This window comes from Reticulibacter mediterranei (assembly GCF_016587455.1).
This window is the reverse complement of record NZ_BNJK01000001.1, coordinates 3447676-3461387: the sequence shown is the minus strand read 5'-3', so window position 1 is coordinate 3461387 and position 13712 is coordinate 3447676. Positions and strand designations below refer to the sequence as shown.

At 52.0% G+C, this 13712-nt stretch carries 13 protein-coding genes; 6 read left to right on the top strand and 7 right to left on the bottom strand.

Translation table 11 applies throughout. The features are described 5' to 3' along the window. Window positions 1-21: 21 nt before the first annotated feature. On the bottom strand, window positions 22-1155 hold the full coding sequence (gene dnaN / locus K3T83_RS14745) for a DNA polymerase III subunit beta (RefSeq protein ID WP_220203729.1): 1134 nt from the start codon (window positions 1153-1155) through the stop codon (window positions 22-24). 552 nt (window positions 1156-1707) lie between these two features. On the opposite strand from dnaN, the gene K3T83_RS14740 reads away from it, so the two are divergent. Then, window positions 1708-2082, top strand: a complete 375-nt coding sequence (locus K3T83_RS14740; RefSeq protein WP_220203728.1) for a hypothetical protein — start codon at window positions 1708-1710, stop codon at window positions 2080-2082. Window positions 2083-2251: 169 nt separating this feature from the next. Here K3T83_RS14740 and K3T83_RS14735 read toward each other — a convergent pair whose 3' ends face one another. Further along, window positions 2252-2602 (bottom strand): winged helix-turn-helix transcriptional regulator, encoded by a 351-nt coding sequence (locus K3T83_RS14735; protein WP_220203727.1) that lies wholly within the window; start codon window positions 2600-2602, stop codon window positions 2252-2254. A 151-nt stretch (window positions 2603-2753) separates the two neighbouring features. On the opposite strand from K3T83_RS14735, the gene K3T83_RS14730 reads away from it, so the two are divergent. Next, window positions 2754-3545 carry an SDR family NAD(P)-dependent oxidoreductase gene (locus tag K3T83_RS14730; protein WP_220203726.1) on the top strand — a complete coding sequence of 264 codons (792 nt, stop codon included), beginning with the start codon at window positions 2754-2756 and terminating at the stop codon, window positions 3543-3545. A gap of 83 nt (window positions 3546-3628) precedes the next feature. On the opposite strand, the gene K3T83_RS14725 is transcribed toward K3T83_RS14730, so the two are convergent. After that, window positions 3629-4102, bottom strand: coding sequence for a hypothetical protein (locus K3T83_RS14725; protein WP_220203725.1), 474 nt, complete (start codon window positions 4100-4102; stop codon window positions 3629-3631). Window positions 4103-4213: 111 nt separating this feature from the next. Between K3T83_RS14725 and rplU the strand changes: the two genes are divergently transcribed. Beyond that, window positions 4214-4708 carry a 50S ribosomal protein L21 gene (gene rplU / locus K3T83_RS14720; protein ID WP_220203724.1) on the top strand — a complete coding sequence of 165 codons (495 nt, stop codon included), beginning with the start codon at window positions 4214-4216 and terminating at the stop codon, window positions 4706-4708. A 2-nt stretch (window positions 4709-4710) separates the two neighbouring features. Further along, window positions 4711-5031 carry a 50S ribosomal protein L27 gene (rpmA, locus tag K3T83_RS14715; protein ID WP_220203723.1) on the top strand — a complete coding sequence of 107 codons (321 nt, stop codon included), beginning with the start codon at window positions 4711-4713 and terminating at the stop codon, window positions 5029-5031. A gap of 274 nt (window positions 5032-5305) precedes the next feature. Here the strand turns inward: rpmA and K3T83_RS14710 are convergent, their stop codons facing one another. Next, window positions 5306-6883 carry a hypothetical protein gene (locus tag K3T83_RS14710; RefSeq protein WP_220203722.1) on the bottom strand — a complete coding sequence of 526 codons (1578 nt, stop codon included), beginning with the start codon at window positions 6881-6883 and terminating at the stop codon, window positions 5306-5308. A 561-nt stretch (window positions 6884-7444) separates the two neighbouring features. Here K3T83_RS14710 and purH point away from each other — a divergent pair. Next, window positions 7445-9013, top strand: a complete 1569-nt coding sequence (gene purH / locus K3T83_RS14705; protein ID WP_220203721.1) for a bifunctional phosphoribosylaminoimidazolecarboxamide formyltransferase/IMP cyclohydrolase — start codon at window positions 7445-7447, stop codon at window positions 9011-9013. 63 nt (window positions 9014-9076) lie between these two features. Here purH and K3T83_RS14700 read toward each other — a convergent pair whose 3' ends face one another. Together K3T83_RS14700 and K3T83_RS14695 are read right to left on the bottom strand one after the other, a co-directional pair. Further along, a complete protein-coding gene (locus tag K3T83_RS14700; protein ID WP_220203720.1) occupies window positions 9077-9469 on the bottom strand; it encodes a hypothetical protein in 393 nt (130 codons plus the stop codon). A gap of 139 nt (window positions 9470-9608) precedes the next feature. After that, window positions 9609-10523 carry a pseudouridine-5'-phosphate glycosidase gene (locus K3T83_RS14695; protein ID WP_220203719.1) on the bottom strand — a complete coding sequence of 305 codons (915 nt, stop codon included), beginning with the start codon at window positions 10521-10523 and terminating at the stop codon, window positions 9609-9611. Between the two features lie 500 nt (window positions 10524-11023). On the opposite strand from K3T83_RS14695, the gene K3T83_RS14690 reads away from it, so the two are divergent. Beyond that, entirely contained in the window at window positions 11024-11992 is a 969-nt protein-coding gene (locus K3T83_RS14690) for an alpha/beta fold hydrolase (RefSeq protein ID WP_220203718.1), read from the top strand. Between the two features lie 144 nt (window positions 11993-12136). Here the strand turns inward: K3T83_RS14690 and K3T83_RS14685 are convergent, their stop codons facing one another. After that, on the bottom strand, window positions 12137-13459 hold the full coding sequence (locus K3T83_RS14685) for an AI-2E family transporter (RefSeq protein ID WP_220203717.1): 1323 nt from the start codon (window positions 13457-13459) through the stop codon (window positions 12137-12139). Window positions 13460-13712: the final 253 nt, after the last annotated feature.

Sequence of the window (13712 nt, the reverse complement as noted above, 5' to 3'; positions counted from 1 at the left end):
ATCCTCGCCGCTGGTATTTCATTAACGGTTGGTACTCATCGGCATGATGACATAGGTATAATCCGCAGGCCCGACGGGTTTGATGACGCCGGGGCGCGCGGCTGACGTGACTTCCAGCGCGACTTCGGGCGTGTCCAGAACGGCCAGAACATCTGAGAGATATTTGACGTTGAAAATAATCTGCTGTTCTGGACCATCGACGGCAGCGTTGATCGTGCTAACGTTGCTACCGACATCTTCGGCGGTTGCCTCAATGGTGAGTGTGCCAGGCTCGCCCTCGCTACCACCACTGACCTTGACGCGCGCAATGTTTGAGCTGTCGCGGGCAAATGGGACGACCGTTTTGACGGCTGCGGCAAACTCTTTGGTCTCGATGACGGCTCGTGTTGAGTGTTCTTTTGGGATGATCTGTCGGAAATTCGGGAAAGTGCCTTCGATCAGGCGAGAGACGAGATCGACGTTGTCGCTATGGAAGAGAACCTGACTACGGTTCGGTGTCACGATCATTTGTACCGCGCCCTCTGCGGGCAGGATGCGGGCCAGCTCGTTTAGTGTTTTCGCCGGAATGAGAATATTATCGTGAGCCTGCTCATCGCCGGGCAGTGCGGTGGCGCGTACGGCGAGGCGGAAAGCATCGGCAGCTGCAAACGTGACCTGCTCGTTGGCGAACTCGACGTGGACGCCGGTAAATACCGGGCGCGAATCGTCGTCAGCAGCAGCGAAGGCAACCTGTTCGATCATTTCTTTCAACTGTTTGGTGTCCAGAGTGACTGGCAATTCGCTGCCCTCTGCGCTGGGAATCTGCGGGAATTCCGAGGGGTCCATGCCTTTGATTGTGGAATGCGTGCCCTGACATTTGATATTGATGGTCTGCTCTTCTTCAGGGACGCTCAGTTCGACCTGGCTTTGGCGCAGGCTGCCGACCAGATCGCTAAAAGTTTTGGCGGGAACGGTGGTCGAGCCATCTTCCAGAATTTCGGCATCGATCCAGCAATTGATCCCGATTTCCAGGTTGGTCGCGGATAATTTCAGGCGACCATGATCGGTGGTGAGTAAAATATTGGCAAGGATAGGGAGAGTGCTGCGGCTGGAGACGGCGTGGTTCACCACTGACAGTCCCCGGCTCAAATCCTGTTGTTTACAAGTAATCTTCACGAAGTAGTCCTCCAGACACAACCAGAACGCGACAAAATTTTCCTGGTTAGTATAGCCCATATACTGAAAAGTGTAAACCAGATGGGAAGTGATCTCACTGCTTCCATTGTATTCAACAACTAAATAATCCAGACTTACACAAATATTGCCCTTTCTGGCTATTCTTTATCTCTCTGCAAGAAACGGTAATGTTTGAGCCAGCAAGAGATGGTATCTATGGGGAAGGAAAAGCAAAGCAATGTCAGATTGGAACAAGGCTTCATTCCTTCGTTTATCTAGGAAGAAAGAAGAGCCGCGCTGCTCAATAGACTGGTAAGGAGAAGAAAAGCCATGCCTCATGTTGCAGATAAGTCTCAAGATATAGATCAAAAATTGTCATGCCCAATATGTAAATGTTCCTACTTCTCGAAAAGTCAAGCACTTTTAAGTACATCATGGGCAACCTTATCCGGGTGGGACTGGGCGAACCCTAACGCAGATATCTATCAATGTTCTCAGTGTAGCTTCCTGCTCTGGTTTTGTCCTGTAACTGAGGAGGAGGCCGAAGAAGAAGTGGATCTAGGCGGTCCGAAGCTCACCTGTACGCTCTGTGGCGAGACGCGCTTCTGGACCCGCCAGACACTTCTGAGTACCAGGTCGGCCACCTTCCTCCATATTGATTGGCTAAATCCTGGTGCCGATAATTACATCTGTACCAATTGTGCGCAACTCCTCTGGTTTGCCCAAACGGAAAACGGTGAAGAAGGCGAGACCTTTGAGTGCGCTGGACATCTGCTTGCTTGTCCAATCTGCCAACACAAGAACTTCTGGACCCGTAAAGTGCTTCTGAGTGATAAAACCGGCACTTTTTTTGGGGTTGATTGGGCAAGCCCTACCGCTGATATCTTTGTTTGTACCAATTGCACTCATATCCTCTGGTTTGCGTAAAAAACTGACAGACTCGGTGAGGCTTTTCCAGATTTCCAGCCTGGTCGCGGATAATTTCAGGCGGCCATGAGCAGATTCCGATTCCGATGTCGGTAATCTTTCCTTGCTGAGCTTTTATTCAAGAGCCGTGAGGGAGCTTTTAACGAAAGATCGCTGAAGAAAAGGCATGTTACGATGAAAGAGACTTGCTCACCGGTTCGTTTTTTGGATCGGAAGCGTCCGACTGAACCCATACACCCATGGCAATAAAAATAGGCTCAAGACGCCGTCCCCGTTCAGTCAACTGATATTCCACATGCAAAGGCACCTCTGAGTATACCGTACGCGTCACGATTTCTCGCTCTTCTAACAGACGTAATCGATCGGTGAGGGTCTTCGGGCTAATCGGGTGCAGCGCACGACGCAATTCTCCAAAACGTTTGACGCCATTGAACAAGTGACGCAGGAGCAGAAGGGTCCACTTGCCTTCTAAGATCTCCAGCAGGCGCTCTATTGAGCCAGGGCAGATAGGATCGCTCATGAATGGGGCCTTTCAGTTCAATTTTTGAAACTATTGCACTTTTTTGAAACTACTTTACATATCTACCATGGTTCACTATGATTGTGCAAGAGGCCATTTTTGCACAAGCAGGAAAGGGCCAGGAAAGAGAGTACCAGTAAAGGAAAAGAATATGAATCTCGATGGAAAAATAGCGATTGTGACTGGAGGTAGCCGTGGAATTGGGGCTGCAACGTCAAAGCTCCTTGCTCAGCGTGGCGCGAAAGTCGTCGTCAATTATCTGAATAATGAAGCGGCAGCGTCGTCCGTTGTTGTGGATATCCGGACAAAAGGAGGTGAAGCTGCTGCTTTTCAAGCAGACGTGCGTGAGGAACAAGCCGTTGACTCGCTCGTGCAATTTGCAAAAGCCACCTTTGGCGCTCATGTAGATATTCTGGTGAATAACGCCAACATTCCCTTTCAATTTTCCCCGTTTGCCGAAGCCTCCTGGGAGGACTTTGTGCGGAAAGTGAACGGAGAACTGAAGTCGGCATTTCTTCTGACGAAAGCGGTTCTTCCCTCCATGATCGCACAACACGCTGGACGGATCATTTATCTCTCAGCCGGCCCGGGAAAATATCCCATGGACGGGCTTATTGCCCATGGGACAGCCAAGGGAGCACTTGATACCTTTGCCGGGTACATTGCCCACGAGTTTGGTCCTCTTGGAGTGACCGTGAATGTTATTGCCCCCAGTCTCACCGAAACCGATGCGACAGCCTTCCTCCCGGAGCAGGTCAAGCAGACGTTCAGGAACTTCACGCCACTTCGCCGCATGGGACAACCTGATGATGTTGCTCGTGTCATTGCCTTCCTGGCAAGCGATGACAGCAGCTTCTTAACAGGAACCTATACACCGGTAGATGGAGGCTTTACGATGGATGTGTACTCCAGGATGGATGCTTCCCTCCTGACTGTACAGTGATCATCCCTTTCTGAGTTCGTGAGTTAACTGCCACATTGCTAGCGCGTAACTTTATACAAAAATAAACAGTTTTGTAATCAATATCACTTTCTCTTGATTTTCAGGCGATGAAGGCAAACATCACGGATAACAATCGTCCAGGGCTTTCCAATTCTCCCATCTAGCGGGAGTGCAGAGGGCGGCAGCCCTTTGCCGGGGTGCGGGGTGTCCCCGCAAAAACCTTTTTTCTTCTCTTTTGCGCGCCGCCTGCGGCGGCGCGCGAAGGAGGGAAGGAAACTGGGGACGCCCCAGGCCCCGGCAGGGAGACCCCTGCACCCCTTTGAGCGGAGAACTGGAAAGCCCTGAACAATCGTCCATCTGGCTTGACAGGGAGCGTAATCGTTGCTAATATGTTGTAACGAACTGGTTATTGGTTGTAACGAACTGGTAACAGATATTATATTCGTTGCATTAGCATTTTGATTTGCCATATGAACAGTCATATGGTTGCCCCCTGCGCCGCGTGGCGACTGTACAACGTCTGCCACGTAGACAGCTTCAACTTCCTGATCATCCATCCTGGATTATCCGAGAATGAAGACATGGAACTGTGAGGAAGGCCCATCCACGCCTCCCACGTATCCTCTGCTGTGGGCGCAGGAAAGAAATTTAAGGAGAAGTGGAAAAACATGTTTGCAGTTATTAAAAGTGGTGGTCGCCAGTACAAGGTTGCTGTGGGCCAGACGCTTGAAGTGAATCGGCTGCCGGTCGAGGACGGAAAACAGATCAGCATCTCAGAGGTGCTGCTCATCTCCGACGCTGACCGCTCCCTGGTTGGCGCTCCGTTTGTTGCGAACGCGGAGGTGCTGGCGACAGTTAATGGGCAGAAACGTGGCAAGAAAGTCATCGTTTTCAGGTACAAGGCAAAGAAACGCGTTCGCCATCGTCGCGGTCATCGTCAGGAATTGACCGTACTCACCATCGACGATATTGTGTCGGAGGGCAAAAGCCTGATCACTGGCGAAGCTCCCCAGGCCAAAGCAGAGCCGGTGGTTGAGGAGGAAGAGGCTCCTGAGACCACAACGACAGTAGAAGAGCAGGCGGCTCCTGCTGAAGCGACCGAGGTCAAAAAGACAACACGCCGCCGCCGTACCACGAAGGCTGAAAGCAGCACGGAGGAATAATCATGGCACATAAAAAAGGTATGGGTAGCTCTCGCAATGGTCGAGATAGCAAACCCAAGATGCTTGGCGTCAAGCGCTACGATGGGCAACTGGTGACTGCTGGCAGCATTATCGTGCGTCAGCGCGGCACCAAGATTCGCCCCGGCAAAGATGTGGGCCTGGGTCGTGACCACACGATCTTCGCTCTGATCGACGGCTATGTCAAATTTGGACATGATAGCCGTGAGCGTCGCTCGGTGAGCATTGTGACCGAGTTCCCCGGTCGCCCCTCGATTGCCGAACTGCTGGCAGCGCAGGAACAGGTTCTCGCCGCCGAAGCATAAGCAATTATCGCTACACAAAAAACAGGATAGCCATTCGACCTGTTCGGATGGCTATCCTGTTTTTCTATATCGGTTTTTCTCATTATAATGTGGGTTAGCCCTCTGCATCCCGAAAGCGCCCAGGAAAAGCAGACTTCATCCCAATGTCTCGCCAACTGAGAAGCGCTCCGAGGCAGATCCAACTGATCCATACCAAAAGAAGCGAGGGTAGCTTTTCAACTACCCTCGCTCATGTCTCTAACAGATTATGGTCTCGTTACGAGAAACTCAGCCATCACTGTTTGGTTGAATGCGCTGTAGGCGTGGCCTTAGCGCCGTTGTCATTATTCCCGTCTTGCTGTTTTTGATTGTTATCCTGATTGTTGTTCCCATCCTGATTGTTGTTTGTGTTATTGTTGGCCTGGTCATTGTTGTCGTTGTTGTTGTCGTTATTGTTCTTGTTGTTCCCATCCTTGTTGTCGTTATTATTTCCCTTGTCGCTGTTGTTGTTGTTCTTGTTCTTCTTATTATCGTTGTTGTTCTTGTTCTTCTTATTGCCGTTATTGTCCCCATTATTGTTGTTGTTTCCGAAGGAGGCGGCAATTGCAACGCCATCACCGTTGGTTTTTACTTTGATGGGGCTACGCTGATCGAGCAAATTCTGGCAGTTGAGGCCATCGGCTCCCCAGGTATTGTTGAAGCGCTGGGCCAGGAAGGTGAAAAGCGTATTGGCGGCTCCGGCGTCAGGAGTGGGCTGTTGTCTGGTAATTGGAGCGTCCAGTTTCATGCGTGGCACGGCAACATCCAGCAGATTGGTGCAATAGGTCTTCGTGCTAGCCTCGTTCAGCGAGTTGATCTGTGGCTGATTGACACCAGCGCGGTACAGATTGGTTTTGGTCAGGCTTTGATTGTCGCCAACCAGCACCATTGGATCTCCACCGGGAATGAGAGCGACCGGATTTGTTGGATGGGCAGCAGCCAGCAGTTCGTTCAAAGGAAGAGATGCCTCCATTTGACCGGGATCAGCCAGATTGGGGGCGGTCCAGGGCTTGCAACCGAGAGCGCCGTCCAGCGCCCTCGCGACCAGCCCATTGTCGCTGCCATTAGTAATGATGGTGGCATTGGGCAGTTTGGCGATATTGGTGGCGGTGGCCTGAGCCATTTTTCCATTATTGGTCAGCAGATAGATGGTGGTCAGGTTATCGCTCTGGTCCTGGTCTACAACGGTGAAGTCTCGTACGGTGGGACAGGGCTTGCCATCGGAGCCGGTGCCCAGCGCGGGTGGCACGAGCTTGCCGCTCTGAATAGCTTGATTGGCTGCCTTGAAGAAGGCAGGAGCGTTACAGTAGGCAAACTGACCAAAGACGCTCTTATTCAGGCCGTTGACGCAGTTTCCATCTTGCAGCGAATTATTCTGCCCCTTCAGGGTGAGCTGGTCGCCATTGTAGCCGAACCAGATGCCCACGATCGCGCCCTGCGGCAATTGTGGTACAGTTGTGTCCGCAGCCGGTTGACGGCCTTTATCGACAACCAGCGGATCGTAAATAGAGACTTTGCCTGTGGCTGGATCGATGATGGCAGCCTGCACAAATGCCGATTGCGCCGGATTTTTCTCGTGACAGGCACCCTTTTTCCCATTCGTTGCTGCTAATTGATAGGGCGTTGCCAGACCTTGAGCGCTCAGTGGATTGGCCGGGACAATCAACGTGCAGTTAGGATTGGGCGCGTCCTCGTCGGCAGCTCGTGTATCCTGATGGGGGCTGAGAAATACAAATATGGCTCCACCCGCTACCAGCACTGTTGTAAACAATACGCCTATCAGCATCAATGGATTGAGACGCCGGCGTGAGCGTGCATGTTTGAAGTTTTTCATCTGCACAACCTTCTTCTTTCCAGTTACTATCCCTTCTCTCACCAGCCATATTTCTGGCTAAAAAGGGCGTAAAAAGCCTGCTACTTGCAGCAATCAAGCTTCAAGTGATATATGTTGTCATGTGTTACACCTGACGGGATGATAGCCTTACCCCGATTCGATCATCCTATCCCCAACAACATTGCTTGTATTTTTATATAGAAGAGGCACCCACGACAGTACCTTCAATAATCGTGAGCCGATGTGATAATTTTTTTACTGTCTTTTCGTTAGACGATATGTTTCAAATCTTACCATAGCTTCGGGCAATATTTACAGATTGCATGAGTTTTGGTACTTTCCTACCAAGTCAGGTTAACGATCATTAACAGAGCTGGTTAAGATTTCATTATGGGGCAAAATTGCTATTAAATGGGGAAGCAAGCGGCTATTCTTCGCATATCATCTCACCTTCTCTCATCTGTCGCGTTATTTTTTTTGCTATACTGATAAAAGGGCACTTTTCCTGAAATGGATGAGCTTTCTCGATTTGTTTGGTGTTCTAGTGCGAAAGGATAACTCATGCGAGCGATTATAAGTGCTGCGAATCGTGATGGCCTCACGGAGTTGGGACGTGAATTACAGGATCACGATGTCGCTATCTTCTCCACCAGTGGGACTTTGAAGGCCTTGCAAGCGGATGGTATCCCGGCAGAATCGGTCAGTGAGCTGACTAATTTTCCAGAGATTCTAGAGGGACGCGTCAAGACGTTGCATCCAGCGATTCTGGGAGGCATTCTGGCTCGTCGGGATTTTCCTCAGCACGAGGAAGATCTGCAAGTTCACAATATTTCCCCTATCGATATTGTTGTGGTCAATCTCTACCCATTTGCCGAGACGGTGGCACGCACCGAAACAACTCTGGAAGAGGCGCAGGAGCAGATCGATATTGGCGGCGTTACTCTTGTACGTGCGGCAGCGAAGAATTTTCAAGATGTGATTGTGCTGGTGCGGCCTGAAGATTATGTCCCGGTCATGCAGGAGTGGCGCGAACAGGGAGAGGTGAGCCTGGAGACGCGTCGCCGCCTCGCAGCTATCGCCTTCCAGCATACCGCCAGCTATGATACGACGATTGCCGAATATTTACGTATGGCGTCTGGCGATTTGTTCCCAGAGCAGTTAACGCTGCCTCTGGAGCGGGTGCAGTCGTTGCGCTATGGCGAAAATCCTCATCAGTTGGCATCGTTTTATCGGTGGAGCGGTATTGCTAATCCACTCAAATTGCCCTCTGTGGGGAGAGCCGAGGTGTTGCACGGCAAAGAGCTATCGTATAACAATCTGTTAGATCTGGATGCGGCATTAGGAGCGGTGCAGAGCTTTACGGCCCCGACCGTTGCCATTATCAAGCACACCAATCCCTGTGGCCTCGCCTGTGACGACACGCTGGTCAACGCCTACAAAAAGGCTTATGCGGGCGATCCCATCTCTGCCTTTGGTGGCATCATCGGTTGCAATCGTCCTGTTGATGAGGCTACTGCTCATGAGATTAGCCAGATCTTTGCCGAGGCGATCATTGCGCCTGATTTCACTCCCGCTGCCCTGGAGATTTTGTATCAAAAGAAGAATATCCGTCTGCTAGCGACCCACTGCCCGATTGAGCCAAAGGTGGTCAGCACGCAGGCGCTTCATCATGGACGGCCCGAAGTGCGCTCTATTAGTGGCGGATTGCTCTTGCAAACACCGGATGCCGTTGGAGAGGGCGATATTGAGTATAGTGTGATGACCGAGCGCGAGCCAACATTCGATGAGGTGACGGACCTGATGTTTGCCTGGAAAGTGGTGCGCCACGTGAAGTCCAACGCCATCGTGCTTGCTCACAAGCTGGCTGTGATGGGCGTCGGAGCGGGACAGATGAACCGCGTGACCAGCGTACATCTCGCGGTGGGGAAAGCCGGGGACCGGGCGCGCGGCTCGGTGCTGGCTTCGGATGCCTTCTTCCCCTTTGCTGATGGCATTGAGGCGGCGGCAAAAGTTGGTGTCACCGCTATCATTCAACCCGGCGGCTCCGTACGCGATGAGGAAGCGATTCGGATGGCGAACCGTTACGCCATCGCCATGATCTTTACTGGACGACGCCATTTCCGCCATTAATCAGGGCATAAAAATAGGGGGCAGCACATGAAGTGCTTGCCCCCTGGTTTTTGTTGCGTATGGTCAGGCGACGATCTCATCAGAGAAGAAACGGACCCACAGGACACAGACCGCCAGACCTGCGATCAGCGCGAAGAAACCCACAGCACCACGTGTGCCTTCCGCCACGTTGATATCCTTGAAGGGATAGAAGACGATCAGGGCGAGCCAGCCAAGCGTGAGCGTCACCGTCCAGTTCAACTTGGTTGTTTCCGGTGAGGATGGGTAAAACTGGTTGTAGAAGAACAACACGAGCAAGCCAACGATAATCACAACCGTTTTTAGCCCTGTTGTACTGCTGCCATCGCCGGTCCAGTCAATGATGAGTGAGTCCTTAATAAATAAAAAGCTGCAAATCCAGAGGGTCGAGAGAATAACGCCGATCACGACCTTACGGATTTCTATTGGATTATTCACGAGAGTAAGCTCCTTTTATTTGCGGTATCCCCCACGTTTACTTCGTATTGTAGTCCTTACGAAAAGAGAAAGCAACATCTTTTTTCCAGATGACACCTTGCAAATGCCTTGCAAATTTCTGTTGCTATTATAAGTCCCATCACAATTCAAAGTAGGCGCATGCAAAACGTGCGGCCCACTGTGCATTGTTGATGAGCAGTGCTTTGTTGGATTCGATGCTTTCGCCCTCCGTCACTTTAGCAACGTGTCCCAGAATAAACGGCGTGGTTGCCGAGCCGCGTATCCCCTGTTGGTGTGCCAGTTCCAGAGCCTCTTCGATGGCGGCTTCGAGTGGGGCCGGATTCATCTCATATGGTTCAGGAATAGGGCAGCAGACCACCAGGCCGTGAAGCTGGTTGGCCCATTGTGCCTGTGCGGTGGTGGCGACAACTGTGATATCATCGAGGCGATGAGGCAGGCGGCGTCCACTCTTGCGCACATAGAACGCGGGTAACTCATCTGTCTGCCAGCCGAGAACGGGGATGCCTTGCGTTTCCAGATATTCCAGTGTCAGATCCAGATCAAGGATCGATTTTGCCCCGGCGCACGTGACCAGGACCGGCGTTCGGCTCAGCTCGGTCAGATCAGCGGAAACATCAAAGCTGCTGGTCGCGCCACGATGGACACCGCCGATGCCGCCGGTTGCGAAGAAACGAATGTCCACCATGCTAGCACAGAGCATGGTTCCGGCAACCGTTGTGGCGCCCAGTTTGCCGGTTGCCAGCGTCACCGCCAGATCGCGCCTGCTGACCTTTTGCGCCTCTTTTGCCGTTGCTAAGCGCTCGATTTCGGCTGAGGAGAGGCCGACGCGAATCTGGCCTTGATCGATAGCGATGGTGGCAGGGACAGCTCCCTCGGCCCGAATCGCCTGCTCCATTGCCCCTGCCGCTTCAATATTGGCTGGATAGGGGAGGCCGTGCGCAATGACCGTTGATTCGAGGGCGACAACCGGACGCTGCTCTTGAAGCGCCGTCTGCACTTCTTCTGAAATAGTGATGTATGCTTGTTGTTGCATGGTGATCCTTTTGTATGAATGAGTCTTTACCGCTTTGAAAGGAAAAATTCTGAGAGTGCGGCTTTCCGCCAGATCGTATGCGGAGGCTTTTTCGTGCGTAGTATAGCAAATTGGTCGCCCAAAAAACAAATCAGCACCGATCTTTTGCGCTTTGCAAGCACATTCCCCTCCAAATAGAGTGCACCTTCCTCCCCTTTATAGCAATGGGACGATGGTCCCGAAAAATGGTTGCTGTGAAGCTTTCTCGACTGCCGGCATGTACAATATATCTGGATCTTTCGTCTCTGGAAGTTCCATCTCGTCTCTAAAAGAGTATATTGTTTGCACCCCTTTGGTAGCTCATGTTATATTACCCATAAAGGGTAGGGTGATCGTGGTACGTCTTTGTGTGTTATTGTAGCTCATTGTGTTCCGGTGGGGGCGATGGTTTGACCTTGCCCATTATAATAGGTACTCGTTGCTTTTTTTAGTTTTGAAAAAAATATCAGGAGAAATATACGATGGCGTTTGCAAAAAAGTTACTTACTACTAGCCTGGCTGTTGGCGGTGCGCTTGGCGTAATGGCCGTATTTAATAAACTGACCGCATCAATGGCGGGCGAACTTGATACTGTGTTGACGGGAGAAGAGCGCCGCTACCCCTGGAAATATGGCGATATGTTCTATACGGTCAAAGGGGCGCGCGATGCCCGCCCGCTCTTGCTGATTCATGGTTTTGCTCCTGGTGCCTCCTCCTATGAGTGGCGCAAAAATGTAGATGCGCTGGCACAGGATTTCCGCGTCTACACCCTCGATTTGTTAGGTTTTGGTCTCTCTGATCGTCCCGCCATTGAATATACCGCTGAAACATTTGCCGACCTGATCAGCGACTTTATCCGCGAGGTTATCGGCAAGCCAACCACCGTCGTTGCGCATGGCCTCTCCAGCACCTATGTCATTGCCGATGCATATCGTCGTCCCAAGCTCTTTGAGCGCCTGATCCTGGTTGAGCCATCGCCAACTATCTTGCAGGAATCTTCTTCCAGCCCGCTTCAGGGGCTTGTGCAAAAAGCATTAAGCGCACCGATTGTGGGCGAATTTATCTACAATCTGCTCAATTCGCGTCAGGCTATTCGCAACTACTATGACCGCGAGGGGTATCACAATCCCGGCTTGATTACCGACGAACTGGTCGAGTATCTCTATACCAGCGCTCATCAGTCTAACTCTCAGTACCCTGTTGCTGCCCTGCTGAGCAACGAGTTGAGCCTCGATGTACACGAGCCGTTCTCGCGCTTGCAGGTGCCGGTTGTTGCCGTCTGGGGACGTGAGGGCGTGCTGACCCCTTCCGAAGCGAGCGCCGCCTTCAAACGCGTCAACCCTCGCATTGAGGTGCGCATCCTTGACCGATGCAGCTATCAGGTTCAGGAAGAGCAGGCTGAGAGCTTCAACAATCTGGTCAAAGAAGCTGCCGCTGTTAAAGCCCAATAATTGCTCATATGATTGGTGCATCTGCAAAGTAATATGGGGAGCGTCACCCGAATATGGCAGGGGCGACGGCTGGTCCTCGCCCTGGTTCACCGCACAATGGGGGAAACGGGCGAGGACCAGCCGTCGCCCCTGCCATATTCGGCTTCACTTATTCTCTTGCTCTTTGTCCTTATCTGAAACATAGGCGCGTACACGGCGATTGAGCGGTGGCTTGATATTGCCTGAAAGCGTGGCCTCTTCTGCATCGGTATCATCGGCTGGTTCGTCGCTGGCATGTGGGGAGGCTGCGGTTGTCTCCGGTTTACTCTCCTTTGATTGGTCTTCCTGCGTGCGTTGATGGCGCATCCGTATCCAGGGGGAGCGCTGTAACCAGGGGGCGCGTTTGTGGGCGAGGATCTGATCGGCGGTTTCGCCATGAGCAGAGCGGTAGATGCTGGCGGCTACAACCCAGATGGCAGCGACAATGGGCGTTGCCAGCAGTGCCCCGAAGGGACCGAAAATTTGCACAAAGATGATCAGGGCCAGGATGGAGGCGACGGGATGTAGTCCCACTGCATGCCCGACGATGCGTGGTCCCAGCACGTTACTTTCGATTGCCTGGATCAGCACAAAGTAGATGGCGATATAGATGGTGCGCGGCACTGGATCGGGCAGCAGCAGCGAGATAGCAAGCGCCGGGATAGAGGCCAGCGCGGGACCGACCATTGGGATCGTTTCAAAAAGGAAGGCCATCACGCCGATAATCAGGGCAAAATGGCTGAGTCCGAGGAACCAGCAACCGATGCCAGCCAGGATGCCGATAATGAAGGCCAGGGTCAGTTGTCCGCGAATATAGTTGCCGACCACGCGACTGAGGGCGTCCTCGAAGATCATCACGTGTGGCAACCAGTTTTGCGGGGCCAGATTGATGATATTGTTACGCACGCGCCTGCCATCGAGCGTCAGATAGAAACTGATGACGATCACCACCAGAATATTGATAAATGTGCCTGAGATAAGGAAAAACAGGCCAAGCAGGTTGGTGAGAGCGGTGTTGGCGAAGTTTTGAATTTCCCGCTCCAACTGATTGATTGTGTTATCAATATTGCTTTGTGGGATGCCGTGCAAAACCAGAAAGTTGTTGATCTGCGCATAGGTGTGTGGGAGATCCTGAACATAGGATGGCAGGTGCGTGGAGAAGTATTGCACCTGGCTGATGAGCGAGAGCGAGAGCGCATAGCCCAGTGCAATCAGGACGATAAAAAGGACAGCGTACGTCAGGGCAGCCGCGATCAGGCGAGGAACTCCCCATCTTGCCAGGATATCAACGACGGGTGTGAGCAAGAAGGCGACCGCCATTGAGAGCAGGAGCAGAATAACGGCCAGCCCAAAGTAGCCCAGGATGGACCAGGTGGCCCAGAAGATAATGCCCAGGAAAACGATGCTGCCCAGGATGTAATAGGTGCGCTGCCAGTTCACGCGTTGCATAAATGTTCCTTTTGTGCTGTATCTTGTGTTGTATCGATACAATCTATTCTGTTATAAATACGTCACGGGCGAAAGACGAGTTGAGCTTCAGATGTGCTTGCGGCGAAGAGAGATAGTACCTGTGGTTGGGAACATGCAAAATGGCGCGGGGGATTGTAATGTCATTGCTGCGTGGCTGAAATGCGATCTGACACCAACAACGAGGGATGGCATTATTCATAGAACATATTCAGCCACGCGCCGCTTGTAACTG